Origin of the sequence: Pseudomonas sp. RC10, from assembly GCF_038397775.1 — a bacterium.
GTDB lineage: Bacteria > Pseudomonadota > Gammaproteobacteria > Pseudomonadales > Pseudomonadaceae > Aquipseudomonas > Aquipseudomonas bambusae.
This window is the reverse complement of record NZ_CP151650.1, coordinates 5,127,477-5,154,063: the sequence shown is the minus strand read 5'-3', so window position 1 is coordinate 5,154,063 and position 26,587 is coordinate 5,127,477. Positions and strand designations below refer to the sequence as shown.

The window sequence follows — 26,587 nt, the reverse complement described above, 5'->3', positions numbered from 1 at the left end:
TTTAATTGAATGAAGGTCGCAGATAGGCCGGGTTCACGCAGCAGTGCACCCGGCTCAAATGAGGATTGCTTTTGTCGCCAAAGCATTTGCCATCCCACAGGCAGCGGTTGATTTCGTTGCTGCGCCCCTGAAGCGTCTTGGCAATTAGCGCGTTGTCAGCGAACAGGGCCCTGGACATGCCAGCCAGGTCGCAGACACCATCGGCCAGCAAACGCTCAGCCTTGTCTAGGCTGGCGATGAATCCTGCGTAACCTACCGGTACCGTGGCGCTAGCCTTGATGGTTTTGACCGCACATTGCAGATAGTCATCAATGTCCTGGGAATAGGTCAGCAGTCGGCCGAACGACTCACCCACTCCAAACGAACATTCCAAGGCTGAAATACCGCTGTTGCAGAGCGCCTGTACGGTTTCGCCAAGTTCGGTGAACTGCAACCCCTGATCGCCCAGCAAATCATCAATGCCCAGCCTCACTGTGATGGCCAGGCTGTCGCTTGTGCGCAGACGGATGGCCCGGATGATTTGCAGCAACAGCCGTGAGCGGTTTTCTTCGTTGCCCCCGTAGTGATCTGTGCGCTGGTTGAATCTGGGGGAGAGAAAGCTGCTCAGCAGATACCCGTTGGAGGCCTGCAATTGCACGATTCGTGCGCCGGCACTCCAAGCGCGCCATGCGCAGTTCCCGAAATCGTCAACTACCTGCGCGATCTGCACCTCGGTCATTGCCTGAACCCGGTAATCCGGATATAGGCTAGCGGTCCGGGCACACGGGATTGCGCTGGGTGTGAGCAATGCCTGATCAGAGTCCGTCAGCACGCCCTGACCGCCGTAGTGCTGAAGTTGCACGCCTAACGGTACCTCCAGTTGCGCAGCCATTTGGAGAAGTGGTTTGAGCGAGGCCTGCTGGCCCTGTTCGAACAGTCCCAAGCCGCGCGCTTGCAGACGAGACTCGGCACTGACCGTTGTGTTACCGAGGAACGCCAAGCCGCAGCCGCCGCTCAGGATGCCCCGGTAGAAATCGATCAGTGCAGGGGTGACGCGACCGGATTCGTCTGCCAGGTCGACGCCCATGGAGGCGAAGAACAGGCGGTTTTTCAGCGTCAGGCCATTCTTGAGGGTCAGTGGTCGCGTCGCCAGCGGATAATCGCCGCTCATGCCTGTGTTCTCGGTGCGGTATATGCCCGGTGAAACAGATTTACACCTGAATTGCTGTGTTCGGTCTTGCTGTGGGAGAAATAGCTGTACTGCTTGAGCACTTCACGCCAGTTGAAGCGCAGCGAGGAGTTCAGTTCCCCCAGTGCCAAATGCAGGGTGGTGTCCTGCCCCTCGACGTCCTGAATGCTTGTCACCGGCAAGCTCATCAGCCCATCGCTCTCCAAATAGAGGTAAATGTGGCCGTTGACCGATTGTGCTGGCGTGCCTGCGCGGGCGGCGCAGAGGATTTGTAAACTGTTCATTGACAGCAGCACCATCTCGCCAGTTAGGTGACGACCGCAAGCAAGGCGCACCAGCACTTCTTTGCGAATGCCCTTGAGCGGTCGAAACCAATGGTCGGGATCAATGCTGATATTACGTATTCGTTTGAACACCGGCATTTTGATGATCTCGCCGTACAGGTGAATGTCTGCTACCTGTGCCGCGTTCTGAAACAGTTGCGCGCGCTTGTCGACCTTGCGCGGTTTGTGCTCCATGGGCGCCCCGTTATCCGATACCACCAGGTCCACTTGGTAGGACGATTCGGTAAACCGTGAGAACCGCGAGGTCAGGTCCAGGATCGAGATCGATACTTCCCCACGAGCGAAGCCGCTGTGCTGGTAGAACTCGGCATACATGGCTTGGCGCGCGACTTCAATGAGCATCATTCCGGGTACGTGTTCGTGATGCTTGCGATAGAAGAAGTAGTTCGAGGTGTCGTTGAACATCGTGAAGTACAGCGGACCGCCTTGGGGATAGCCAGCCAAAGCCTTGAGGCTCTCGTGCAGACGCTGACGGCTGGGAATGTCGGGCATCGACGGGCGGTCAGTCAGCACGCACAGCTGCGCCTGGATGTGTTCCAGCACCCACTGACTCTTGAGCTTCAGTCCTTGAAAGCAAGGTTCGTACAGATATTGGAGCTGTTCGGCGAGTTCAGTGCTGTCGGCGTGCTCTTGGCCGATAAAGTCGGGCAGCGTTCGCAGCACCAGGCGTTCGGACTCGATACGATAGGCCTCGTCCAACGCCTCCCGCGCCGCAGGAAGGTCTGCCGCCTGTTGCAGCACGTTCAATGGCAGCCAGGCGGGCAGCAGATGACGCATGTCATAAAGCAGTACGTCATCTTCGTGGGTCTTGTGTACGGTGTTTTTGTCGATCTTACGTTTTCTGTCGATCATGGTCGTCCTTGTTTTTTGAGTCCATTTACCAGTAGTGGCGCAGTGAAGTGGTGATCACGGCGTCGGCGCGGTATCCATGGATGAATTCCCTTGGGGCATCGAGTTTCGGAACGAACGCCTCCAAGCTCAGTCTCGTGGCTTGCCCGATTCGTCGCCCCAGTTTGAATGCGTACAAGCGGCTGCCGTAGGTCTGGTCAAGACTGGCGGTGAACAGCGCATCAGTATCGGCACTGTCGTTGAGGCTGTAGCGGGCCCCCACTACCAGGTCGTTTTGCAATGCGTTGATTGAGGCGCGGCCCAGCGAATCGCGGTTGTATTCCAGGATCAGGCCCAGATCCCCCGTTCCGAGTAATACAGCGCCAATCGTGTGCTCCAGGCCTGCGGTCCAAGCCAGGTAATTGCGTTCGCGCAGGTGCAGGTCCAATTGACGCCAGCGGTAGATACTCTCCAGTTTGTACAGCGTGGCGGTGCCAGCGTATTGCGCATCCAGCCCCAGTTGGCTGATCGCTCCGTACACCGGTGCGTAACCCAGCGCGCCGGGCTCAGGCAGGGCGATAAACGATGGATCGCGGGACAGCCCGTGGAAGGCGCTGACGCCAGTCTCCAGATCCCCGTTCTGGGTATCCCAGCGCAATGCGAATCCCGGCGTCCACTGCCTTGCCGATGTCGTGTACTGCGCCTTGCTACCGTCAATTCCCGGATGCGTACGCAGACGGCCATCGGCGCCTGAGAAGGTGGCCTTGCGCGAATACGGCAGGTAGTACAACTCCAAGTTGCCGTCGGGCAGAGCATACTGTGCGCGTAACATGGGTTGCCCCAGTTTCTCATCGGTGAATACGCCCTCGACGCTGTCCGAGGTGTTGATGACATCCACCAGGTTCTGCGACTCGGCCTTGCCCCAGAAAACTCGATCCACGCCTGCGGTCAGCGACGTTGCTCCTGATTGCCGATCCAGTTTCAGCTCGCGTATATCCCAGTGGGTTCGGCAGTCATCCCTTTGATCGTTGCGATAGAACGCCGTCGCCGTCAGGCGAGTCTGCCGATCCGTCGAGACGGCCTTGAGCTGCGGGCTTAGCGCGTAGCTGAACTGCTCATCGTTGTCCTGCGGTGCTTTTGCCTGATGGGTGAACGAGCGGTTCTGCAATTCAACATGGCCCTGCGTCTGTAACTGCCAACTGCCGGGGCTGGCGGCCGTGGCTGCGCTCCACAGGCTGATGCCGATCAAGGGCAGGGGGCGCGTCATCGCGTCAGGCGCTTCAAGGCTGTGCTGTCGAAGTCATTGCTGCTCAAACCGATGTCGAACTCATAGTCGGTGAGTAGCAGGTCGGTGGACTTGCCCGTCTGGTGGTTGGTCATCCTTTGATCCAGCGAACGCCAGACGCCGTCGTATTCGCGGTAGTCACTCAGCACCAGCGTTTTGAGTGGTGCCTGCTTGCGGTCGAAAAACTCGATCTTCAACGGCTGGCGGTGTTCGATGTCGAAGTGCACTACTTGCTTGCTGTAACCGGAATTGACATCCAGCGGCACACGCTCCACTACATTGACTTCACGCTCCTGAAGATGATCTCGGCGCAGGAAGCGGTAGCTGTATTTATCCAGTTCCTGGGAGGTGAAATCTTCGAAAGCGAACTCGGAACCCACGAACGGGCCAGATTTGTTTTCAGTGGAAATGCGCTTCACCCGCTTGATCGAAGGCAGGTATAGCCATTGGTCGTCGGTGCTGGTGATCTTGGGGTGATTCAGCAGCGCGGTGTCGCGTACATCAGCGGGCGAGGAAAACACCACCAGCGTCTTGTCGCCGGTGTTTGGTGAGGACTTTTCCAGGGTGCTGAGCGTCAGATGGCGCGACACTGAGTCTGCTGCGGCGTTGTGCAGGATCATCTCCATCTTCACACGACTGTCTTTGAATCCGGCATCGCTGATGTCATACAGGGCGGCGATGGCGTAGCCTTCATCGACCGCAGATGGAGGGTTTGCGACTGCCTGGCACGTTAGGCCAATCAACAGCATGGGCAACAGGCGGGTTAACGCGTGGTCAAGCATGGGACAGAACCTCTGGTTTTTGGGAGGGTACGCGGTTGCGCTGCATTGCCAGCAGCGGGGTGACAAGCAAGAAACACGAAGCCAGCGACAGACCGATGGCCATGAACGTCAGTACGCCCATGTCGACGTTCAATTTGAAGGTCGAGAAAAATAGCGAGAAGAATCCCAGCATCAGGATCGCGGTGTTGGCCAGGATCGTCGGCCCCACCCCTGTGAGCGCTAGCCGCGCGGCTTCCTCGCTGCTGGTCCCGGGCACCGCTTTGGCGCGTGTGTAACGGGTCAGGAAATGCACGGTGTCATCAATGATGATGCCGATGGAGATGGAGCCTACGGCGGCGATGGAAAAGCCGACGGTGCCTTCGATTAATGCCCAGACGCCAAAGGCGGCAAGGATCGGAAGCGTGGTGGAAACCAGGCAGATCACGCCCATCAGCGCACTGCGCAAGAGCAGGGCGATTACCACGCAGATGGCGAGCACCGCTGACACCGTGCTCTCGGCCAGGCTGTCGAGGTTGCGCTGGGAGATCATCGATACCATGACCGTGGAGCCGGTGGCTCGGGCCTGCATACCGTTGCCTGCGTTGGCAAGCCACGCCTCGGCATCGCGAATGAAGGCGCGTGATTGTTCAGTGGTGACATCGCCCAGCATCACCGTGACTCGGGACGCGGATTTGTCGATGTTGATCCGGTCATTCAGGTCCAGGCCGTAAGGCAGCGACATTTCGTACAGCAACAGGAACTGCGCAGCCGTGTCGCTGGTTTCCGGCAGGCGTCGTGCCAGGGGATCGTCACCGTGCATGTTCATGTTCAGACGTTTGAGGATGTCCGGGATGGCGTAGACATGCACCACATTTGGTTGGACTTGTAGGTGCTGGACGAAAGCTTGCAAACGGGCCAGGTACGCAGGGTCGCTGACGCCTCCCGGCCCTTGGGCTGGAATCGAAAACTCCACCGGCGAAAGGCCGAACTTCTGCATGATTCTGTCTGACTGCTCACGAAAGCTGTTGCCTTCCTGTACGTACTTGAACCAGTCGTCGCTGAGGCGCAGTTGCGTGGTGGCGGAGGCCAGCAGGCACAGCGTCATCAATGTGATAGCTGCGACTTTCTTGCGATGGCCAACGATGACATTCGCGTAGCGCTCCATCGTTTTCGGCGTGCTCCGGTCGAGGGAGCGGGGTGAAATGCCTGTCAGTTTCAGCAGCGCAGGCAACAGCGTCATCAACAGCACCCAGGATGCGGCAATGCCCACCGCAGTAATCACCCCCAGATGCCGCAGCGGAGGGGATTCAGACGCATTGACCGCCAAGAAGCCCAGCAGCGTTGAAGCGGCGGTCAGGGTGATAGCAAAAAAATTCTCCGCCAGACCCTCGCGCACCGCTCTGTGCACAGGCACGCCAAGTAGCATGTTTTGCCGAGCTGCGAGCAGGATGTGATTGGCGCTGGCCACCGCGATGGTGGCGATGATGACCGGAGCAGAAAATGAAATGGGCGACATTTCGATGCCGGCCATGGCCGCATAGCCCATGGCTATGATCGACGAACACAGTACGATCACGCCGATCAACGACGCCTGTAGCGCTGAGCGATTCATGACCCACATGGCGACGAACAGCAGCAGGTACATGGCGGGGGTCAGATGCAGCAAATCGTACAGCCCGGCCTGTGCAAAAGCGTTGTTCAGCATTGAGGTGCCGGACAGCAGTATCTCGATGTCAGGATACTCGACGCTCAAGGCATCGATCATGCTTTGGGCGGCTGCGGCCGCTTGTGGCACCTCCTGCAATGACACCTCCGGGTACTTGAGCGAGACGTTGACCGCCATCGCACTGGCGTCAGGGCTCAGCAACAAGCCATTTAGCAAGGGTTCATTGACCGCGATGCCCTGTAGCTTGGCAAGCTGCCCAGATGTCAGTCCATGGGTGTGAGTGACCAGATCGGCTACTTGGACGTCGTCTCCGCTGGCCTGGCTATGCTGAAAGTTGGTCACAGAATCGACACGGCTTGCGTAGGGCAGTTGCCATGCCCGGCGGGTCAGTTCGCGTGCGAGCTGTAGCGTTCGCTCGGAAAATACAGTGCCATTTTTGGGGATCAACACAAAAAAGAAGTTGTCACCTTTGGTGTAGGTGGACTGAAAGCTTTCGTAGGTTAGAACTTCGGGATTGCTGTCTGAGAAATACACCTTGTAGTTAGTGGCGATTTTCAGATCAGACAATTCCATGCCCATCAGTAAAGTACTTAGAAGGCAGATAAACACAATGAGTTTTGGCCGGCGCTGAATAGCACCTGCCCACGCCGACACGTACGGGTCGGCGAGCGTTAGCAGTTTCATCGGGTGCTCCAGTAAAAATTAAATCAGGCCAGCGTGCTTATCATCGTTTTCGCGATTTTGCGATGGAATGGAGCGATAAGAGTGATGTACAGTTTCCCTCTCTGGCTATAAGGCGTGACTATCGATGTGATATAAAGCCGGTCTTCTTCTAGCTCTCTTTGTATGTAAAGTGAGATCGATACGAAGAAGTGTGGGTCGTCAAACCTCAATACTAGCTCTTGTTCAATGTTGGCAACGACTTCAAAGAAGTCCAGTTTTTCACCGGGCTGAATGAACGTGCGAGTTGGATATCCTACCTCTTGGAACCCACGGGTGGGTGTCATACCCAGTATTCCGGTTGCCAGATCGCGGATGTGCAGCAACCGGTTGACCCAAGGGGGTGCAAGGTGAGTCATCTGCCGGTAGAGGGTCAGCGCGGAACTGCCGGACAATGACCCCAGTGAGTATACGAAGCAATCCGAGTAGTACGCACTGTCATACTCTTGGGCCAGTGAGACCGGTGCAGGTGGCTGGCTGCGGTGGATTGTGGCGTTTCGGCTGTCCATCATGACACCAAGGCGATGTTCATGGCCTCGGCACTTAACAGCAGTTTTTCGTAGGTAATACTTGGCGGCTCGCAGGCACCGGTCACATGATTGACCATCGCTCGGGTCGAATCGGCGATCTGTTCGTCAGTGGCGAAGACCGATTGGTAGAATATGAAGGGGGGAAGAAACCTGGCTTTGATGTAATTAGCCGTTTGCTGAAACGGACGCAGTAATTCATCCAGAGTGAAATTATTGAACCCGGTGGCGCGATAGCCGTCCTCCGGCGCTCCCACGGAAATGCACAGCATAAGTTCCTTGCCTTTCAGCTTGTCACCGTGCCGAGCATAGGCAAACCCGGGTGTAAAGACATCATCCATCCATTTTTTCAGAATCGCCGGGCATGAATACCAGAATAACGGGAACTGCAGAATAATGCGCTCTGCCTCAGACAAGTCTTGCTGTTCTTGATCTATATCAAAGGCGTAGTTCGGGTAAAGCTCAATCAGGTTCTTGATCTTGAATTTTTTCTCGTTAACCAGCGAATTCAGCCAGCTGGAATTAACTCTGGAAGTGGCGATGTTGGGGTGGGCGACTATGACCAATGTACGCATATGCTCTCTCGATCCCTGAATTGGAGAGGCACCAGTTTGGTTAAAGCGGGTTGTTGTGGCAATCGGAAATTAGGCTTTGATGATCGACTTTTTTGGTGGTTTTTTTCTTACAGTTCGCCAATGGTGTTAAATCAGATGTTTAATTCTTTCCAATACTTTGAGAAAAGTCTTCTGCGGGGGCCCGCTTGCGCAGTAGCGCGCAAGCGGGTTTCAAGCGCTCAGTCCTTACACACCGCCGCAAACGCCGCTGCCAGTGCGTCCAACCGTGTGGCATCGATCCCCGCCACGTTGGCCCGGCCTGCGGCAACCATGTACACGCTGTGCTCCTTGCGCAGCCTGGCGACCTGATCGTCGCTCATCCCGGTGTAGGAGAACATGCCGCGTTGCACACCGATGTGGGCGAAACGTTCACCGAGGCCCAGCGGTGTCAGCGCTTCAACCAGCCCCTGACGCAGTTGCGCGATGCGGCTGCGCATGGCTTCGACTTCATCGGCCCAAAGTGCCTTGAGTTCCGGGTCGCCGAGGATTTCAGCCACCACCGCCGCGCCGTGATCGGGCGGGTTGGACCACAGGTTACGGGCAGTCGCGGAGAGCTGGCTGCGAACGTCGGCCAGTTTTTCGCTGTTGTCCGCGCACACCAGTAATGCGCCAGTGCGTTCGCGGTATAGCCCGAAGTTCTTCGAACAAGAACTGGTGATCAGCAATTCGGGCAATTCGGCAGCGAACAGGCGAACGGCCCAAGCGTCCTCTTCCAGACCGTCACCAAACCCCTGATAGGCGAAGTCGATCAGCGGCAGCAGGTTGCGGCGTTTGACGATTTTCAGCACTTCATGCCAGTCGTCGTGGCTGAGGTCGAAACCGGTCGGGTTGTGGCAGCAGGCGTGCAGCAGCACGACATCGCCTTCCGGCACGGTGTTCAGGGTTTCCAGCATGGCCGGCACGTTGAGGCGGTTGTCGCTGCCCACGTACGGGTAGTGATTGACCTTCAAGCCCGCGGAGGCATAGATGGTTTCGTGAATCGGCCAGGTCGGATCGCTGAGCCAGATGCCCTTGCCTGGCAGGCAATTGGCGATGAAGTCAGCGGACAGACGCAGTGCGCCTGTTCCGCCCGGCGTCTGGGTCGCGCCGACGCGTTTTTGCTGAATCAGCAGCGAATCGGCCCCCATCACCAGTTCACAGATCAGCGTGCCGAAGCGTGGCTCGCCGTGACCGCCGATGTACGTCTTGGTCGGCTGCGAGTCCACCAGACGCTGCTCGGCCAATTTGACCGCACGGGGAATGGTGGTCAGGCCTTGCGCGTCCTTGTACACGCCCACGCCCAGGTCGAACTTGTTCGGGTTCGGGTCTTTGGCATAAGCCTGGATCAGGCCCAGGATCGGATCATCGGGTACGCGCTGAATCTGTGAAAAATGCATTTACTTACGGCCCTCGGCGCCTGTGGCCACCTCGTCGGTGCGGGCGGCCATGATGAAGTCGTTGCGGTGCAGCCCTTTGATGGAATGGCTCCACCAGGTCACGGTCACTTTGCCCCATTCGGTCAGCAGACCGGGGTGGTGACCTTCGGCCTCGGCAATTTCGCCGACCGCGTTGGTAAACGCCAGCGCAAATTTGAAATTCTTGAAGAGATAGACCTTTTCCAATTGCATCACGCCATCACGGACTTCGATGTTCCAGTCCGGAATCTGACGCAGCAATTCTGGCAATTCGGCTTCACTGACCTGCGGGGCGTCGGCGCGGCAGGCTTCACAGTGGGCTTGGCTAAGAGCAGTCATACTAAGGGTCCTTTTTCAGGCGGCTGTTGTTTTCGAAGGTTGTGCTTTGGGCGTCTGCGGTTTGGGCGTAAAGCGCGGCGCATGCAGGCCCATGGAAGTCGCCGTCTGGACCATGCCCATGATGTCTTCGTGGGCCAGGTCGAACAGGCGCTTCAAGTCCGGCAACACGAAATACAGCGGTTGCAGGATGTCGATGCGGTACGGCGTGCGCATGGCTTCTATCGGGTCGAAGGCCTGATGTTCCGGCGTCGAGGACAGGCTGTACACCGTTTCCTTGGGCGACGAGAGAATGCCACCCCCATAAATCTTGCGCCCCTGTGCAGTCTCTACCAACCCGAATTCGATGGTCATCCAGTAAAGGCGGGCAAGATACACGCGTTGCTCCTTGCTGGCTGCCAGACCGAGCTTGCCGTAGGTGTGGGTAAATTCTGCAAACCAGGGGTTGGTCAGGAGCGGGCAGTGTCCGAAGACTTCGTGAAAGATGTCAGGCTCTTGCAGGTAATCCAGTTCTTCTTCAGTGCGAATAAAGGTGGCCACGGGAAATCGCTTGCTGGCCAGCAGTTCGAAGAACGTCTGAAAGGGGATGAGCGCCGGAACCCGCGCGACTTGCCAGCCAGTGGTGGCGGCCAGCACGGTGTTGATCTCGGCCAGTTGCGGGATTCGATCATGGGGCAGGTTGAGCTGTTCGATACCGTCGAGGTATTCCTGGCAGGCGCGGCCTTCGATCACCTTCAATTGGCGAGTGATCAAGGTGTTCCACACCCGATGTTCAGCGTCGGGATATTCGATGAAGCCGCTGGCGTCCGGTTCACGGGCGACGTACTGCGTGCTCATGCTGCTCTCCTGAATGGCTTGTTCTTATATGGAGCGTTCGGTTGCAGGTCGATGGCCCGCGTAAGGCTATAGATACCCGGTTTCAGGCCGTGTGCCGCAGCGTTGCACAGGAAGTGGAGGTCAGTGAACGCGCGGCGTCGTAAAGAAAACCTGACAGCTGAATGTGAAAAGCCCGAAATCTGCGCTTTCTAGGGCGCTTGGCCGCTTGCGCTGTAACGTATTCTTGACGATAAACTTCGCGCATCACAAAAAAGTCAGCCTGATGACAAGAGTCGACCTGCCATGCGTATCAAAGTGCACTGCCAGAACCGCGTCGGAATCCTGCGCGACATCCTCGAATTGTTGGTCTCTTACGGCGTCAACGTCTCGGGTGGCGAGGTGGGCGGTGAGCATGGAGATGCGATCTACTTGCGCTGTCCGAACCTGATCAACCTGCAATTCCAGGCGCTGGTGCCCAAGTTCGAAACGATTCCGGGGGTATTCGGCGTCAAGCGCGTAGGATTGATGCCCAGCGAGCGTCGGCACATGGAGTTGAACGCGTTGCTGGGCGCGCTGGAATTTCCGGTCCTGTCCATCGACATGGGCGGGTCCATCGTTGCGGCCAATCGCGCGGCGGCGCAGTTGCTCGGGGTGCGCGTCGATGAAGTCCCCGGCATTCCGCTGTCCCGTTACGCCGAAGATTTCGACCTGCCGCAACTGGTCCGTGCCAACCGGTCACGGATCAATGGCCTGAGGGTCAAGGTGAAGGGCGATATCTTTCTGGCCGACATTGCGCCCCTGCAATCCGAGCACGAAGACAGCGAAGCCATGGCGGGCGCGGTCTTGACGCTGCACCGAGCGGATCGCGTGGGCGAGCACATCTATAACGTGCGCAAGCAGGAGTTGCGGGGCTTCGACAGCATCTTCCAGAGTTCGAAGGTGATGGCCGCGGTCGTGCGAGAGGCACGGCGCATGGCGCCTCTCGATGCCCCGTTATTAATAGAAGGTGAAACCGGCACCGGCAAAGAACTCCTGGCCCGTGCCTGTCATCTGGCGAGCCCTCGCGGTCAGTCGCCGATGATGGCGCTCAACTGCGCGGGATTGTCCGAGTCCATGGCCGAGACCGAGCTGTTCGGCTACGGGCCGGGTGCGTTCGAAGGGGCACGGGCCGAGGGCAAGCTTGGGCTGCTCGAACTGACCGCAGGCGGTACATTATTTCTCGATGGCGTCGCGGAAATGAGTGCCCGGTTGCAGGCGAAACTGTTGCGCTACCTGCAAGAAGGCTGCTTTCGCCGTGTCGGAAGTGATGAAGAGGTGTTTCTGGACGTGCGGGTCATTTGTGCGACGCAGGTGGATCTGTCCGAACTGTGCGCACGCGGCGAGTTTCGGCAGGACCTCTATCACCGGCTCAACGTGCTGTCTCTGCACATCCCGCCGCTGCGCGAATGCCTCGACGGCCTGCAGCCGCTGGTGCAGCACTTTCTTGATCAGGCCAGTCGGCAGATCGGCTGCCCGCTACCGCGCATTGCACCCGCCGCGATCGACCGCCTCAATCACTATCACTGGCCTGGCAATGTGCGGCAGTTGGAGAACGTATTGTTTCAGGCGGTTTCACTCTGCGAGGGCGGGGTGGTGAAGGCGGAACATATTCGTTTGCCGGATTATGGCGTGCGCCAACCCTTGGGAGACTTTTCGTTAGAGGGCGGGTTGGAAGAGATTGTCGGGCGTTTTGAAAAGGCGGTATTGGAGCAACTTTATGCGACACACCCGAGCAGCCGTTTATTAGGGAAACGATTGGGTGTTTCACATACGACGATTGCCAATAAGTTAAAACAGTATGAAGTAGGGCAGAAGTAACGATGATCGGTTGCAGCACGGCTTGCCAGTCGTGCTGCTACAGTTTTCAATCAGTTATTGATCAACCGTTACTGCACCCGTTGCCCATGACCATGTATTCCATGACATGGCGCTGGCCCTTGGAGTCCTCGTAGGTCATGTGCTGTGGCACGACGCTGCAGACGTTCGGCACTTCGTCCACGGAAATGACTTTGGCGATGTCCAGTTTGGTGGAGTAGCTGTAGTGCTCGACCCGTTGCTGTTGCGCGGCCACTTTCGCACCTGATTCTTCTGCCATTGCCATGGCGCTGAAACCACAAAGAGCTATTACAACCAGTGCAGCTTTCATTTAGGTATTTCCTCTAAGTTGCTTCGTCAACGCTGCCAGACAGGAATGCCGTTCGGCAGGGTGCGCAAAACCCTTGTGGGATTTTGTGTGAAGTCAGTTGTTTGCAGGTTTAGTTGCAGATTGACAGGCCGGTGTGGGGGGCTGTTAGTTGTCAATCGTTTGCCGTGTTGGCGAAATGAATTCTAGGCGCCTGCGCTCGGGTTATATAGAAACCCTTTTGATAAAGACTGTTGAGCATTCTGGTAACAATCGCGCTTTTCGCGCCGCAACGCACTAAGCCTCTCGTTCTTTGGTCGTAGGACTTAGATGAAGATTTGCCACAAACCGGGCCCGTGAGCGCGTTTCGGCGTTATGCTGAAGGCCGGTAAGACCATCGTCGAATGGCGTTTGCGGCCCTCGGCGGATACAACGGTTTCATACAAAAACAACATTTCCACCGAGGTAAGAAAGATGAGTGCGGCTTCCCTGTACCCTGTCCGCCCTGAAGTGGCAGCCAATACGCTGACTGACGAGGCGACCTACAAGGCCATGTACCAGCAGTCGGTGGTCAACCCGGATGGCTTCTGGCGTGAGCAGGCCAAGCGCCTGGATTGGATCAAGCCCTTCACCACCGTCAAACAGACCTCGTTCGACGATCACCGCGTCGACATTAAATGGTTTGCCGATGGCACCCTGAACGTTTCCTACAATTGCCTGGACCGTCACCTCGCCGAGCGTGGCGATCAGGTCGCGATCATCTGGGAAGGCGACGACCCTTCCGAAAGCCGCAACATCACGTACCGCGAACTGCATGAAGAAGTGTGCAAGTTCGCCAACGCCTTGCGCGGCCAGGACGTGCACCGTGGCGACGTCGTGACCATTTACATGCCGATGATCCCGGAAGCCGTGGTTGCCATGCTGGCGTGCGCCCGCATCGGTGCGATCCACTCGGTGGTGTTCGGTGGCTTCTCGCCGGAAGCTCTGGCCGGTCGCATCATCGACTGCAAATCAAAAGTCGTGATCACCGCCGACGAAGGTTTGCGTGGCGGCAAGCGCACCGCGCTCAAGGCCAACGTTGATCGCGCGCTGACCAACCCTGAAACCAGCAGCGTGCAGAAAGTCATCGTGTGCAAGCGCACCGGTGGCGACATCGAGTGGAACCGCCATCGCGACATCTGGTACCACACGCTGCTGGAAGTGGCTTCGACCACCTGCGCCCCGAAAGAAATGGGCGCCGAAGAGTCGCTGTTCATCCTTTACACCTCAGGCTCCACGGGCAAACCGAAAGGCGTGCTGCACACCACAGCAGGCTACCTGCTGTACGCGGCGCTGACCCACGAGCGCGTATTCGACTACAAACCAGACGAAGTCTACTGGTGCACCGCCGACGTGGGCTGGGTCACCGGTCACAGCTACATCGTCTACGGCCCGCTGGCCAATGGCGCGACCACGCTGCTGTTCGAGGGGGTGCCGAACTACCCAGACATCACCCGCATGTCGCAGATCATCGACAAGCACAAGGTCAACATCCTTTACACCGCACCGACCGCCATTCGCGCCATGATGGCCGAAGGCACCAAGGCTGTTGAAGGCGCGGACGGTTCGAGCCTGCGGCTGCTGGGGTCGGTGGGCGAGCCGATCAACCCGGAGGCCTGGAACTGGTACTACAACACCGTCGGCAAACAGAACTGCCCGATCGTCGACACCTGGTGGCAGACAGAAACTGGCGGCGTGCTGATCAGCCCGTTGCCGGGTGCGACGGCGTTGAAGCCGGGGTCGGCGACCAAGCCGTTCTTCGGCGTGATCCCGGCGCTGGTCGATAACCTCGGCAACCTGATCGAAGGCGCGGCCGAAGGCAATCTGGTGATCCTCGATTCGTGGCCGGGTCAGTCCCGCAGCTTGTACGGCGACCATGATCGTTTCGTCGACACCTACTTCAAGACCTTCCGTGGCATGTACTTCACCGGTGACGGCGCCCGTCGCGATGAAGACGGCTATTACTGGATCACGGGTCGCGTCGATGACGTACTCAACGTGTCCGGCCACCGCATGGGCACCGCCGAGATCGAAAGCGCGATGGTTGCCCACCCGAAAGTCGCGGAAGCCGCAGTCGTCGGCGTGCCGCACGACCTGAAAGGGCAAGGCATCTACGTCTACGTCACCTTGAACGGCGGCGAAGTGCCAGACGAAGCCTTGCGCATCGAACTGCGCAACTGGGTGCGCAAGGAAATTGGCCCGATTGCCTCGCCTGACGTCATTCAGTGGGCGCCGGGCCTGCCGAAAACCCGCTCCGGCAAGATCATGCGCCGCATCCTGCGCAAGATCGCCACGGGCGAGTACGACGCGCTGGGCGACATCTCCACGCTGGCCGATCCGGGTGTGGTGGCGCACCTGGTCGAGACCCACAAGACCATGAACGTCGCCTGACGCTTGCGGTTGTGAAGCGCCCCGTCCGGTGAAAACCGGGCGGGGCGTTTTTGTTTTCAGTCGTTCATAAATTCAGCCTGAGCGCCTTGCCCCTGAGGGAGCTTCTGGAGGTTACGACAGTGGCGAAGGCGTCCTGTCTGACACACCGCTTTCGCCACCGTCGTAACCTCCGGAAGCTCCCACAGGTCCTGCGTTCGCCACGGAGTTTTGAGTTGTCTGGATTGCTGTGGGAGACGCCGGAGGTTACGACGGCAGCGAAAGCGGTGTTTCGGCGCGAGATGTTTACTGAGATATATATCGATTTGTTACCGTCCATCTTGCACATGTAACCTCACGCCCCGAAATGAGGCCTATCACCCCGGAATCCGTGCAATTCATCGCTGCGCAACCACCGTTCGACACGCCAGACTTGCCGGATTAGAAGGCTTTGCCAATAATGGGCGCGTTATTTGCTTCGTTGATAGGTTTGCCCTACTGGCTCAGACACAAACTTTCTGGGCTGTCAATCAAGTTGATCGGCTTTCTCGGTGCTTCTGTAACTAGTTGTCGCATTGAAGAAATATCGACTTCCAGCCTGCCGCTAAAATGCCGACCACTCGCCGAAGGCCTGTCGAGCCCTGAGACCCGACGGCACCTCGCGTCGCAATTTCAGTTATTCCTTCTGCACATTGAGCGCTTCGCTCACTGCCACTTGTCGCGTTATACCGATGGAGTTCCACGAATGAAAAAGCTCATGCTGCTGGGTGCGCTGGCGCTGTCCGTATTGGCACAGCCTGTGTTCGCCGATGAAAAGCCCCTGAAGATCGGCATCGAAGCGGCGTACCCTCCATTCGCCTCGAAAGCGCCGGACGGCAGCATCGTCGGCTTCGACTACGACATCGGCAACGCGCTGTGCGAAGAGATGAAAGTCAAATGCGTATGGGTCGAGCAAGAGTTCGACGGCCTGATCCCGGCGCTGAAAGTGCGCAAGATCGACGCCATCCTGTCCTCAATGTCCATCACCGAAGACCGCAAGAAGTCCGTGGACTTCACCAATAAGTACTACAACACCCCGGCCCGTCTGGTCATGAAGCAAGGCACGGTCGTCAGTGACGGCCTGACCGAACTCAAGGGCAAGAACATCGGCGTGCAGCGTGGCTCGATCCACGAGCGTTTCGCCAAGGAAGTCCTCGCGCCGCTGGGTGCTGAAATCAAGCCGTACAGCTCGCAGAACGAAATCTATCTGGACATCGGCGCCGGTCGTCTCGATGGCACCGTGGCCGACGCCACGCTGTTGCAAGACGGCTTCCTGAACACCGAATCGGGCAAAGGCTACGCGTTCGTCGGCCCGGCGTTCACCGACGTCAACTACTTCGGCGACGGCGTGGGCATTGCTGTTCGCAAGGGCGACAAGGCCGATCTGGACAAGATCAACGCCGCCATCGCAGCGATCCGTGAGAACGGTAAATACAAGGCGATCCAGGACAAGTACTTCAACTTCGACATTTACGGCAAGTAAGTCGACGTTCGTCCGTAATGGCGCAATCGGCAGGGTCCTCATCCTTCTGATCGCGCCATTTTTCTATCCCGTGTTCGAGGGCCCAACAACATGTTGAAAGGCTACGGAGCCGTCATCCTCGACGGTGCATGGCTGACCTTGCAACTCGCCCTGTGCTCCATGGCGCTGGCCATCGTGCTCGGGCTGATCGGCGTGTCGTTGCGCTTGTCGCCGGTGCGCTGGCTCGCCTGGCTGGGTGACCTGTATTCCACGGTCATCCGCGGCATTCCTGACCTGGTGCTGATCCTGCTGATCTTCTACGGCGGTCAGGATTTGCTCAACCGCGTCGCGCCGTTGCTCGGCCACGACGATTACATCGATTTAAACCCGCTGATGGCCGGTATCGGCACGCTGGGTTTCATTTTCGGTGCCTACCTTTCCGAAACTTTCCGCGGCGCGTTCATGGCCATTCCCAAAGGGCAGGCCGAGGCTGGCATGGCCTATGGCATGAGCAGCGGTCGGGTGTTTTTCCGCATTCTGGTGCCGCAGATGATTCGTCTGGCAATTCCGGGGTTCACCAACAACTGGTTGGTGTTGACCAAGGCCACCGCGCTGATTTCCGTGGTGGGTCTGCAAGACATGATGTTCAAGGCCAAGCAGGCGGCCGATGCCACCCGTGAACCCTTTACCTTTTTCCTTGCCGTGGCAGCCATGTACCTGGTGATCACCAGCGTCTCGCTGCTGGTGCTGCGTTACATTGAAAAACGCTACTCGGCGGGCGTCAGGGTGGCTGACCTATGATCTTCGATTACAACGTCGTCTGGGATAACCTGCCGCTGTACTTCGGTGGCCTGTTGATCACCCTCAAATTGCTGGCGCTGTCGCTGTTTTTCGGCCTGCTGGCGGCTTTGCCACTGGGGTTGATGCGGGTCTCGAAAGTCGCCTGGGTCAACCTGCTGGCCTGGGGTTACACCTACGTCATTCGCGGCACGCCGATGCTGGTGCAACTGTTCTTGATCTACTACGGTCTGGCGCAATTCGAAGCCGTGCGCGAGAGCATTTTCTGGCCATGGCTGTCGAGCGCGACCTTTTGCGCCTGCCTGGCCTTCGCCATCAACACCAGCGCCTACACCGCTGAAATCATCGCGGGCAGCCTCAAATCCACGCCACCGGGTGAGATCGAAGCGGCGCGGGCGATGGGCATGTCCAAGGCCAAAATGTACCGCCGCATCCTGCTGCCTTCGGCTCTGCGCCGGGCGCTGCCGCAATACAGCAACGAAGTGATCATGATGCTGCAGACCACAAGTCTGGCGTCCATCGTCACGCTGATCGACATCACCGGCGCGGCGCGCACGGTCAACGCGCAGTTCTATCTGCCGTTCGAGGCGTACATCACGGCGGGCGTGTTCTACCTGTGCCTGACCTTCATTCTGGTGAAACTGTTCAAGCTGGCCGAGCGCCGCTGGCTCAGTTACCTCGCACCGAGGAAGCACTGATATGCAACGCATTGATCATGATTTGCCGTGGGGCAACCTGGGCACACAGCGCACCTTGAGCGTGTTCCGTTTCGGTCGGGGCGAGCGCAAAGCCTACCTTCAAGCCAGCCTGCACGCCGACGAACTGCCAGGGATGCGCACGGCGTGGGAGCTGAAAAAGCGCCTGACGCAACTGGAAGACCAAGGTCGGCTGAACGGTGTCATCGAACTGGTGCCGGTGGCCAACCCGATCGGTCTGGGACAATTGCTGCAAGGCAATCATCAGGGCCGCTTCGAATACGGCAGTGGCAAGAATTTCAACCGTGATTTCACCGAGCTGAGCGAACCGGTGGCCGAGCGGCTGGCAGGCAAGCTGGGCGATGATCCTCATGCCAACGTCCGGCTGATTCGTCAGGCCATGGCCGATGTGCTGGCCGAACTGCCGCCTGCGGGCAGTGAGTTGGCGGGCATGCAGCGCACGCTGTTGAGTCACGCGTGCAACGCCGACATCGTGCTCGATCTGCACTGCGACACCGACGCGTCTCTGCACATGTACGCCCTGCCGCAGCATTGGCCACAATGGCGATCGCTGTCCGCGCGTCTGGGTGTCAGCGTCGGCTTGCTGGCGGAAGACTCCGGCGGCAGCTCGTTCGACGAAGCCTGTTCGTTGCCATGGTTACGGTTGGCAAAGCAGTTTCCCGACGCGCAGATTCCGTTGGCCTGCATGTCCACCACCCTGGAGCTGGGTGGCCAGTCCAACACTGGCAAGGCCGAAGCCGAAGCGTACGCCGAGGGGATTCTGGCGTTCCTGGGCGAGCAGGGCCTGATCAGCGGCGAGTGGCCGCAGCCGGCCCATGAGGCCTGTGAAGGCATGCCGTTCGAAGGCACCGAAATGATCTACGCGCCGCATCCCGGCGTGCTGACCTTTCTGCGTCCAGCGGGCGCTTGGGTCGAGCCCGGCGAGCCGTTGTTTGAGGTCATCGACCCGCTGACCGACCGCGTGACCACCGTCTGCGCGGGCACGGCCGGCGTGCTGTTCGCCATCGAAAAACTGCGTTACGCCCAGCCGGGCTTCTGGATGGCCAAAGTGGCAGGGCGCACCCCGTTGCGCAGCGGCCGCCTGCTCAGTGACTGATTACTTGTGAGAACCGACATCATGAACAAACTGGAAGTCCAGGACCTGCACAAGTGCTACGGCAGTCACGAAGTGCTCAAAGGCGTTTCGCTGACGGCGAAGGCGGGCGATGTGATCAGCATCATCGGCTCCAGCGGCTCGGGCAAAAGCACGTTTTTGCGCTGCATCAACCTGCTGGAACAGCCGAAATCCGGCCGCATTCTGCTCAACAACGAAGAGCTGAAACTGGTGGCCAACAAGGACGGCGGCTTGAAGGCGGCGGACCCGAAACAGCTGCAACGCATGCGTTCGCGCCTGTCGATGGTCTTTCAGCATTTCAACCTGTGGTCGCACATGACGGCGCTGGAAAACATCATTGAAGCGCCGATTCACGTCTTGGGCGTGCCGAAGAAAGAAGCGCTGGAAAAGGCCGAGCACTACCTGAACAAAGTGGGCGTCGCTCACAGAAAGGACGCCTTTCCGGGGCACATGTCCGGTGGCGAACAGCAACGCGTGGCGATTGCCCGGGCGTTGGCGATGGAGCCGGAAGTCATGCTGTTCGACGAACCCACTTCGGCCCTCGACCCGGAGCTGGTGGGCGACGTGCTGAAAGTCATGCAAGCCTTGGCGCAAGAAGGCCGCACGATGGTGGTGGTGACCCACGAAATGGGCTTTGCCCGTGAGGTGTCGAACCAATTGATCTTTCTGCACAAGGGGTTGGTCGAAGAAAGCGGCGACCCCCGCGAAGTGCTGGTCAACCCGAAATCGGAGCGCCTTCAGCAGTTTCTTTCGGGCAGCCTGAAGTAACGATTGGTGCCGTCTCGAACGGTGCGTTTTGTCTCGGAACAGTTCATGCTGCGCGTCACCTTGACCGCTGCCATGAACTGAACGCAACAGATTCACTTCACACGCCCGGCGTGTGACCCCTAACAGCGACACGTTTCGGATTGCACGCCATGACTGCCCATCGAATCGGATTTCTTATCTGGCCCAGCACCAAAGCCTTGACCCTGGCGCTGGCGGAGGAAGCCCTGCGTGTCGCTCAGCGCGTTCACCCCGACGTAGTATATGAGCTGACGTTCATGCAAGCCGAGCCAACCGTTGAAGGCGTCGGCACAGGCTGGCAATTGCCGGGTGAGCCGTGGGGCGGTCGCCTTGAAGGCTGTCAGAAAGTTTTCCTCATTGCCGACGAACCGCCTGCGCCCATGGCTTCCGCCTTGGCCGGGGCGCTCAAGCAGCTCGTGCGGGCAGGCTGTGTGATCGGCGGGCTGTCGGCGGGTGTTTACCCCTTGGCGCAACTGGGCTTGCTCGATGGTTATCGTGCGGCCGTGCACTGGCGCTGGCAGGACGATTTCGCCGAGCGCTTCCCGAAAGTCATCGCCACCAGCCATCTGTTCGATTGGGACCGCGATCGTTTGACCGCGTGTGGCGGGATGTCGGTGCTGGACCTGCTGCTGGCCGTGTTGGCCCGCGACCATGGTGCCGAGCTGGCCGGTGCGGTGTCGGAAGAACTGGTGGTCGAGCGCATCCGGGAAGGGGGCGAGCGTCAACGCATTCCGTTGCAAAACCGACTGGGTTCCAGCCATCCGAAGCTGACCCAGGCCGTGTTGTTGATGGAGGCCAACATCGAAGAGCCGCTGACCACCGACGAAATCGCCCAACACGTGTGCGTGTCCCGACGCCAGTTGGAGCGCATCTTCAAGCAATACCTCAATCGCGTACCGAGTCAGTATTACTTGGAGCTGCGCCTGAACAAGGCCCGGCAGATGCTGATGCAGACCAGCAAATCGATCATCCAGATCGGCCTCTCTTGCGGTTTCTCCTCCGGCCCGCACTTCTCCAGCGCCTACCGCAACTTCTTCGGCGCCACCCCCCGCGAAGACCGCAACCAGCGACGCAGCAGCAGCCCGTTTGAACTGTCCTCGGTGCCTGCCGAGCGCGGTTGAGCTGCAAGATGTCTGTTCAGGTTGCACCCACCACTGCTTCTGGCCGAAGGCCGTGGGAGCCGGCTTGCTGGCGAATGCGCCGTGTCAGTCAATCAAGATGGGTCTGATCTAACGTCATTCGCCAGCAAGCCGGCTCCCACAGGTGATAGCGCGTGCAGGAGATCAATTCAATTCGACGTGGCGCTGCTACAACCGCTCACCAACGTTTAAACTGCGCCTTTCCGACGCTATTTGTCGCATTGCCGAAAGCCTCGGAAAAAGCCGGTTTTGCGCTATAAGAAGTTGTCGCTTGGCGGCAAGGCCGGACCGAAATCAGTCCTTACAATCCTTCCATCGCTCGCCAGTCCCAGGCAGGCGTTCCTCTTCAGGAGACTCCGATGTCCGTTGAGCAAGTTCCGGTGCAACGTGCCGATTTTGACCAGGTGATGGTCCCCAACTACGCCCCTGCGGCGTTCATCCCCGTGCGCGGCCAGGGTTCCCGCGTCTGGGATCAGGCGGGTCGTGAACGGGTCGATTTCTCTGGCGGCATCGCGGTCAACGTGCTCGGTCACGCCCATCCGGCGCTGGTCGGCGCCCTGACCGAGCAAGCCAACAAGCTGTGGCATGTCTCCAACGTGTTCACCAACGAGCCGGCGCTGCGTCTGGCCAAGAAGCTGGTCGACGCCACCTTCGCCGACCGTGTGTTCTTCTGTAACTCCGGCGCCGAAGCCAACGAAGCGGCCTTCAAACTGGCCCGTCGCGTGGCCCACGATCTGTACGGCACCGAGAAGTACGAAATCATCGCCGCGCTGAACAGCTTCCACGGTCGTACCCTGTTCACCGTGAGTGTCGGCGGTCAGCCGAAATACTCCGACGGTTTCGGCCCGAAAATCACCGGCATCACCCACGTTCCGTTCAACGACCTCGACGCGTTGAAAGCGGCGGTCAGCGACAAGACCTGCGCGGTCGTGCTGGAGCCGATTCAGGGCGAAGGCGGCGTGCTGCCCGCCGAGCTGGAATACCTGCAAGGCGCGCGCAAATTGTGTGACGAACACAACGCGCTGCTGATCTTCGACGAAGTGCAAAGCGGCATGGGTCGCAGCGGTCACCTGTTCGCGTACCAGCATTACGGTGTGGTGCCGGACATTCTTTCCAGCGCCAAGAGCATCGGCGGCGGTTTCCCGATGGCGGTGATGCTGACCACCGAAAAACTGGCCAAGCACCTGGCCGTCGGCGTTCACGGCACCACTTACGGCGGCAACCCGCTGGCGTGTGCGGTGGGCGAGGCCGTGATCGACGTGGTCAACACCCCTGAAGTCCTCAACGGCGTGAATGCCAAGCACGCACTGTTCAAGGCGCGCCTGGAGAAGATCGGCCAGCAATACGGCGTGTTCAGCGAAGTGCGCGGCATGGGCCTGTTGATCGGGTGTGTGCTGACCGATGCCTGGAAGGGCAAGGCCAAGGACTTCTTCAACGCCGCCGAGCATGAAGGCGTGATGATCCTGCAAGCCGGTCCTGACGTGGTGCGTTTCGCGCCAAGCCTGGTGATCGAAGACGCGGACATCAACGAAGGTCTGGATCGTTTTGAACGTGCCGTGGCCAAGCTGACCCAGGTATAACCAGCGCTAGAGATTTCCTGTAGGAGTGAGCTTGCTCGCGATAGCGGTTTGTCAGAGACATCCATGTTGTCTGATACACAGCCATCGCGAGCAAGCTCACTCCTACAAGGTCAAGGCAGCTCGAGATTTGTTTTTTCTTTCCCATGCCGGATTGCACCGGCCTGTTTTTCTCAAGGAGTGACACCATGCTGGTAATGCGCCCTGCGCAAATGGCTGATCTGAGCGAGGTCCAACGACTCGCCGCAGACAGCCCGATTGGTGTCACGTCCCTGCCGGATGATGCTGGCCGTCTGGGTGACAAGATCGCCGCGTCCGAAGCGTCGTTTGCCGCCGAGGTCAGTTTCAATGGCGAGGAAACCTATTTCTTCGTGCTGGAAGACACCGAATCCGGGCGTCTGGTGGGCTGTTCCGGGATCGTCGCGTCAGCGGGTTACTCCGAGCCGTTCTACAGTTTCCGCAACGAAACTTTCGTTCACGCTTCCCGCGAACTGAAGATCCACAACAAGATTCACGTGCTTTCCCAGTGCCACGACCTGACCGGCAACAGCCTGTTGACCAGCTTCTATGTGCTGCCGGAACTGGTGGGCACGCTGTGGTCGGAACTCAACTCCCGGGCCCGCCTGCTGTTTGTGGCGGCGCACCCTGAGCGCTTCGCTGATTCGGTGGTGACCGAGATCGTCGGTTACAGCGACGAAAACGGTGACTCGCCGTTCTGGGATGCCATCGGTCGCAACTTCTTCGACCTCAACTATGCCGAGGCCGAGCGCATCTGTGGCTTGAAAAGCCGGACCTTCCTCGCGGAGCTGATGCCCCATTACCCGATCTACGTGCCGCTGCTGCCCGATGAAGCGCAAGAGGCCATGGGCCAAGTGCATCCTCGCGCCCAGATCACGTTCGACATCCTGATGCGCGAAGGCTTCGAAACCGATCACTACATCGACATCTTTGACGGCGGTCCGACGCTGCACGCACGGGTGTCGGGGATTCGCTCCATTGCGCAAAGCCGCGTGGTGCCGGTGAAAGTCGACACCGTGGACAGCGGCGACGCCGTGAAAGGCGGGCGTCCTTATCTGGTCGCCAACAACCAATTGCAGGATTACCGCGCCGTGATGCTGGAACTGGACTGGGTCCCCGGCAAGCCCGTGACCCTGAGCCTGACGGCCGCCGAGGCATTGGGTGTGGGTGAAGGCGCCAGCGTGCGCGTCGTCCCGGTTTGACAGTTGAGTCATCGGCGACCGCCACCGGTTGCCGTGTCGCAGGTTAGCGAGTTCGCCGGTGTCTGATCGAGACCGGCTTGAGGAGAAAGCATGATCGTTCGTCCCGTACGCAGCAGTGACCTACCGGCGCTGATCGATTTGGCGCGCAGCACCGGCGCAGGCCTGACCACGCTGCCAGCCAATGAAGAGCGCCTGGCGCACCGGGTCGGCTGGGCCGAAAAAACCTTTCGTGGCGACGCCGAGCGGGGCGACACCGACTACCTGTTCGTGCTTGAAGACGATGACGAGCGCGTGGTCGGCATCTCCGCCATCGCGGGGGCGGTGGGGCTGCGTGAGCCCTGGTACAACTACCGGGTCGGCCTGACGGTCAGCGCCTCTCAAGAACTGAACATCTATCGTGAAATCCCGACGCTGTTTCTGGCCAACGACCTGACCGGCAATTCGGAGCTGTGCTCGTTGTTCCTGCACGCCGATTTCCGCAACGGCCTTAACGGCCGCCTGCTGTCGAAAGCGCGGATGCTGTTCATCGCCGAATTCCCTGAATTGTTCGGCGCCAAGATCATCGCTGAAATGCGCGGCATGTCGGACGAGCAGGGCCATTCGCCTTTCTGGGAAAGCCTGGGTCGTCACTTCTTCAAGATGGAATTCAGTCAGGCCGATTACCTGACCGGCGTGGGCAACCGTGCGTTCATTGCCGAGCTGATGCCGAAATTCCCGCTGTACAGCTGCTTCCTGTCGGAAGCGGCGCGCAACGTCATCGGTCGCGTGCACACCAGCACCGAGCCCGCGCTGACCATGCTCAAGGCCGAAGGCTTCAGTTATCAGGGTTACGTCGACATCTTCGACGCAGGGCCTGCGATTGAATGCGAGACCACCAAGATCCGCGCCGTGCGCGACAGTCAGGCGCTGGTCCTTGCGGTGGGCACGCCGGGCGATGACGCGACGCCGTTCCTTATCCACAACCGCAAGCGCGAAGACTGCCGCATCACGGCTGCACCTGCGCGATTCGCAGCCGGAACGCTGGTGGTCGATCCGATGACCGCCAAGCGCCTGCGCCTGACCGCAGGTGATCAGGTGCGCGCGGTGCCGCTGTCTCCAGCCCGGGAGGGTGTGTGATGAACACGTTGTATATCGCAGGTGCCTGGCTGGCCGGGCAGGGGGAGGCGTTTGAGTCGCTGAACCCGGTCTCGCAACAGGTGATCTGGAAAGGCCAGGGCGCCACGGCCGAACAGGTCGACGCAGCTGTAATCGCAGCTCGTCAGGCCTTCCCGGACTGGGCAACGCGCACGCTGGAAGAGCGCATCGTTGTGCTGGAAGCCTTCGCTGCCACGCTGAAAAGCCGTGCCGACGACATCGCCCGTTGCATCGGTGAGGAAACCGGCAAGCCGCTGTGGGAATCGGCGACGGAAGTGACCAGCATGGTCAACAAGGTCGCGATCTCGATTCAGAGCTATCGCGAACGCACCGGCGAGAAGAGCGGCCCTCTGGGCGACGCCACCGCCGTGCTGCGGCACAAGCCCCATGGCGTGGTCGCCGTGTTCGGGCCGTACAATTTTCCGGGCCACTTGCCGAACGGCCACATCGTCCCGGCGCTACTGGCTGGTAACACGGTGGTGTTCAAACCCAGCGAACTGACCCCGAAAGTCGCTGAGCTGGCGGTGCAATGCTGGATCGACGCAGGCCTGCCAACGGGCGTGTTGAATCTGGTGCAGGGCGCGCGGGAAACAGGCATCGCGCTGGCAGCCAATTCTGGCATCGACGGTCTGTTCTTTACGGGGTCCAGTCGCACCGGCAATTCGCTGCACCAGCAATTCGCCGGGCGTCCGGACAAGATTCTTGCGCTGGAGATGGGCGGCAACAATCCGCTGGTCGTGGATCAGGTCGCTGACGTCGATGCGGCGGTGTACACCGTGATTCAGTCGGCCTTCATTTCCGCTGGTCAGCGCTGCACCTGCGCGCGTCGCCTGTTGGTGCCTGAAGGGGCGTGGGGTGATGCGTTCATGGCGCGTCTGGTCGAGGTGAGCAAGACGATTCAAGTGGGTGCATTCGATCAACAACCGGCGCCGTTCATGGGCTCGGTGATTTCCCTGCGAGCGGCGCAGGCGTTGGTCGATGCCCAAGAGCAGTTGCTGGCCAATGGCGCCGTGGCACTGCTGGAGATGACCCAGCCTGACACGAACTCAGCGTTACTGACGCCGGGCATCCTGGACGTCAGCGATGTGAGTAATCGACCGGACGAGGAGCTGTTCGGCCCGTTGTTGCAGGTGATTCGCTACGCGGATTTTGCAGGGGCCATCGAAGAGGCCAACGCCACGCAATACGGTCTGGCGGCGGGATTGTTGTCGGATTCGCAGGAGCGCTATCAGCAGTTCTGGTTGCAGAGTCGGGCGGGCATCGTCAACTGGAACAAGCAACTGACCGGCGCTGCGAGTACCGCGCCGTTCGGTGGGGTAGGGGCCTCGGGCAACCATCGCGCCAGTGCCTATTACGCGGCTGATTACTGCGCGTACCCGGTGGCGTCGCTGGAGAGCGGGACCCTCGCGTTGCCCGCGATGCTGACGCCTGGCATTACCCTGAACTAATCCCTTGTAGGAGTGAGCTTGCTCGCGATTGCGTTGTCTCTGTCACCCCAATGACCGCTGACAAGCCGCCATCGCGAGCAAGCTCACTCCTACAGGTCAGGCAGCGCACGAAGAATGTGCTTATAAAA

General features: G+C 59.2%; 23 protein-coding genes. 12 read left to right on the top strand and 11 right to left on the bottom strand.

All coding sequences use genetic code 11. The features are described from left to right. Position 1: 1 nt before the first annotated feature. From AAEO81_RS23430 to phhA, 10 genes are all read right to left on the bottom strand, one after another. Positions 2–1,150, bottom strand: a complete 1,149-nt coding sequence (locus tag AAEO81_RS23430; protein ID WP_341959431.1) for an NADH:flavin oxidoreductase — start codon at positions 1,148–1,150, stop codon at positions 2–4. Beyond that, positions 1,147–2,289 carry an AfsA-related hotdog domain-containing protein gene (locus AAEO81_RS23425; RefSeq protein ID WP_341959430.1) on the bottom strand — a complete coding sequence of 381 codons (1,143 nt, stop codon included), beginning with the start codon at positions 2,287–2,289 and terminating at the stop codon, positions 1,147–1,149. The genes AAEO81_RS23430 and AAEO81_RS23425 overlap by 4 nt, the downstream gene beginning before the upstream one ends. A gap of 100 nt (positions 2,290–2,389) precedes the next feature. After that, positions 2,390–3,607 (bottom strand): hypothetical protein, encoded by a 1,218-nt coding sequence (locus tag AAEO81_RS23420; protein WP_341959429.1) that lies wholly within the window; start codon positions 3,605–3,607, stop codon positions 2,390–2,392. Beyond that, positions 3,604–4,407 (bottom strand): outer membrane lipoprotein-sorting protein, encoded by an 804-nt coding sequence (locus tag AAEO81_RS23415; RefSeq protein ID WP_341959428.1) that lies wholly within the window; start codon positions 4,405–4,407, stop codon positions 3,604–3,606. Before AAEO81_RS23415 ends, AAEO81_RS23420 begins: the two co-directional genes overlap by 4 nt. After that, positions 4,400–6,736, bottom strand: a complete 2,337-nt coding sequence (locus tag AAEO81_RS23410) for an MMPL family transporter (protein WP_341959427.1) — start codon at positions 6,734–6,736, stop codon at positions 4,400–4,402. The genes AAEO81_RS23415 and AAEO81_RS23410 overlap by 8 nt, the downstream gene beginning before the upstream one ends. A gap of 23 nt (positions 6,737–6,759) precedes the next feature. Then, on the bottom strand, positions 6,760–7,281 hold the full coding sequence (locus AAEO81_RS23405) for a DUF2867 domain-containing protein (protein WP_341959426.1): 522 nt from the start codon (positions 7,279–7,281) through the stop codon (positions 6,760–6,762). Beyond that, complete coding sequence (locus AAEO81_RS23400; protein WP_341959425.1) at positions 7,281–7,874, bottom strand: NAD(P)H-dependent oxidoreductase; 594 nt, start codon at positions 7,872–7,874, stop codon at positions 7,281–7,283. Before AAEO81_RS23400 ends, AAEO81_RS23405 begins: the two co-directional genes overlap by 1 nt. A gap of 218 nt (positions 7,875–8,092) precedes the next feature. Beyond that, positions 8,093–9,289, bottom strand: coding sequence for an amino acid aminotransferase (locus tag AAEO81_RS23395; protein WP_341959424.1), 1,197 nt, complete (start codon positions 9,287–9,289; stop codon positions 8,093–8,095). After that, positions 9,290–9,646 (bottom strand): 4a-hydroxytetrahydrobiopterin dehydratase, encoded by a 357-nt coding sequence (locus AAEO81_RS23390; RefSeq protein WP_166593310.1) that lies wholly within the window; start codon positions 9,644–9,646, stop codon positions 9,290–9,292. It lies immediately after the preceding gene. 15 nt (positions 9,647–9,661) lie between these two features. Further along, on the bottom strand, positions 9,662–10,480 hold the full coding sequence (gene phhA / locus AAEO81_RS23385) for a phenylalanine 4-monooxygenase (RefSeq protein WP_341959423.1): 819 nt from the start codon (positions 10,478–10,480) through the stop codon (positions 9,662–9,664). A 282-nt stretch (positions 10,481–10,762) separates the two neighbouring features. Here phhA and AAEO81_RS23380 point away from each other — a divergent pair, with 282 nt between their 5' ends. Next, the gene (locus AAEO81_RS23380; protein WP_341959422.1) at positions 10,763–12,316 is read left to right on the top strand and encodes a sigma-54-dependent transcriptional regulator; all 1,554 of its coding nucleotides are present in this window, start codon (positions 10,763–10,765) and stop codon (positions 12,314–12,316) included. A 61-nt stretch (positions 12,317–12,377) separates the two neighbouring features. On the opposite strand, the gene AAEO81_RS23375 is transcribed toward AAEO81_RS23380, so the two are convergent. Next, complete coding sequence (locus AAEO81_RS23375) at positions 12,378–12,644, bottom strand: DUF2790 domain-containing protein (RefSeq protein WP_341959421.1); 267 nt, start codon at positions 12,642–12,644, stop codon at positions 12,378–12,380. 450 nt (positions 12,645–13,094) lie between these two features. On the opposite strand from AAEO81_RS23375, the gene acs reads away from it, so the two are divergent. From acs to astD, 11 genes are all read left to right on the top strand, one after another. Next, the gene (gene acs, locus AAEO81_RS23370; RefSeq protein ID WP_341959420.1) at positions 13,095–15,050 is read left to right on the top strand and encodes an acetate--CoA ligase; all 1,956 of its coding nucleotides are present in this window, start codon (positions 13,095–13,097) and stop codon (positions 15,048–15,050) included. Positions 15,051–15,771: 721 nt separating this feature from the next. Then, positions 15,772–16,548, top strand: a complete 777-nt coding sequence (locus tag AAEO81_RS23365; RefSeq protein WP_341959418.1) for an ABC transporter substrate-binding protein — start codon at positions 15,772–15,774, stop codon at positions 16,546–16,548. Positions 16,549–16,638: 90 nt separating this feature from the next. Beyond that, a complete protein-coding gene (locus AAEO81_RS23360; RefSeq protein WP_166593304.1) occupies positions 16,639–17,328 on the top strand; it encodes an ABC transporter permease in 690 nt (229 codons plus the stop codon). Further along, positions 17,325–18,023 carry an ABC transporter permease gene (locus AAEO81_RS23355; protein WP_341959415.1) on the top strand — a complete coding sequence of 233 codons (699 nt, stop codon included), beginning with the start codon at positions 17,325–17,327 and terminating at the stop codon, positions 18,021–18,023. Before AAEO81_RS23360 ends, AAEO81_RS23355 begins: the two co-directional genes overlap by 4 nt. A 1-nt stretch (position 18,024) precedes the next feature. Beyond that, positions 18,025–19,137, top strand: a complete 1,113-nt coding sequence (locus tag AAEO81_RS23350; protein WP_341959413.1) for a succinylglutamate desuccinylase/aspartoacylase family protein — start codon at positions 18,025–18,027, stop codon at positions 19,135–19,137. Positions 19,138–19,158: 21 nt separating this feature from the next. Continuing rightward, positions 19,159–19,923, top strand: a complete 765-nt coding sequence (locus AAEO81_RS23345) for an ATP-binding cassette domain-containing protein (protein WP_081569194.1) — start codon at positions 19,159–19,161, stop codon at positions 19,921–19,923. A gap of 149 nt (positions 19,924–20,072) precedes the next feature. Beyond that, entirely contained in the window at positions 20,073–21,062 is a 990-nt protein-coding gene (gene argR, locus AAEO81_RS23340) for a transcriptional regulator ArgR (protein ID WP_341959411.1), read from the top strand. A gap of 377 nt (positions 21,063–21,439) precedes the next feature. Beyond that, positions 21,440–22,660 (top strand): aspartate aminotransferase family protein, encoded by a 1,221-nt coding sequence (locus tag AAEO81_RS23335; RefSeq protein ID WP_341959409.1) that lies wholly within the window; start codon positions 21,440–21,442, stop codon positions 22,658–22,660. A gap of 185 nt (positions 22,661–22,845) precedes the next feature. Further along, a complete protein-coding gene (gene aruF, locus AAEO81_RS23330; protein ID WP_341959407.1) occupies positions 22,846–23,877 on the top strand; it encodes an arginine/ornithine succinyltransferase subunit alpha in 1,032 nt (343 codons plus the stop codon). A 90-nt stretch (positions 23,878–23,967) separates the two neighbouring features. After that, positions 23,968–24,993 carry an arginine N-succinyltransferase gene (gene astA / locus AAEO81_RS23325; protein ID WP_341959405.1) on the top strand — a complete coding sequence of 342 codons (1,026 nt, stop codon included), beginning with the start codon at positions 23,968–23,970 and terminating at the stop codon, positions 24,991–24,993. Next, a complete protein-coding gene (gene astD / locus AAEO81_RS23320) occupies positions 24,990–26,459 on the top strand; it encodes a succinylglutamate-semialdehyde dehydrogenase (RefSeq protein ID WP_341959403.1) in 1,470 nt (489 codons plus the stop codon). Before astA ends, astD begins: the two co-directional genes overlap by 4 nt. Positions 26,460–26,587: the final 128 nt, after the last annotated feature.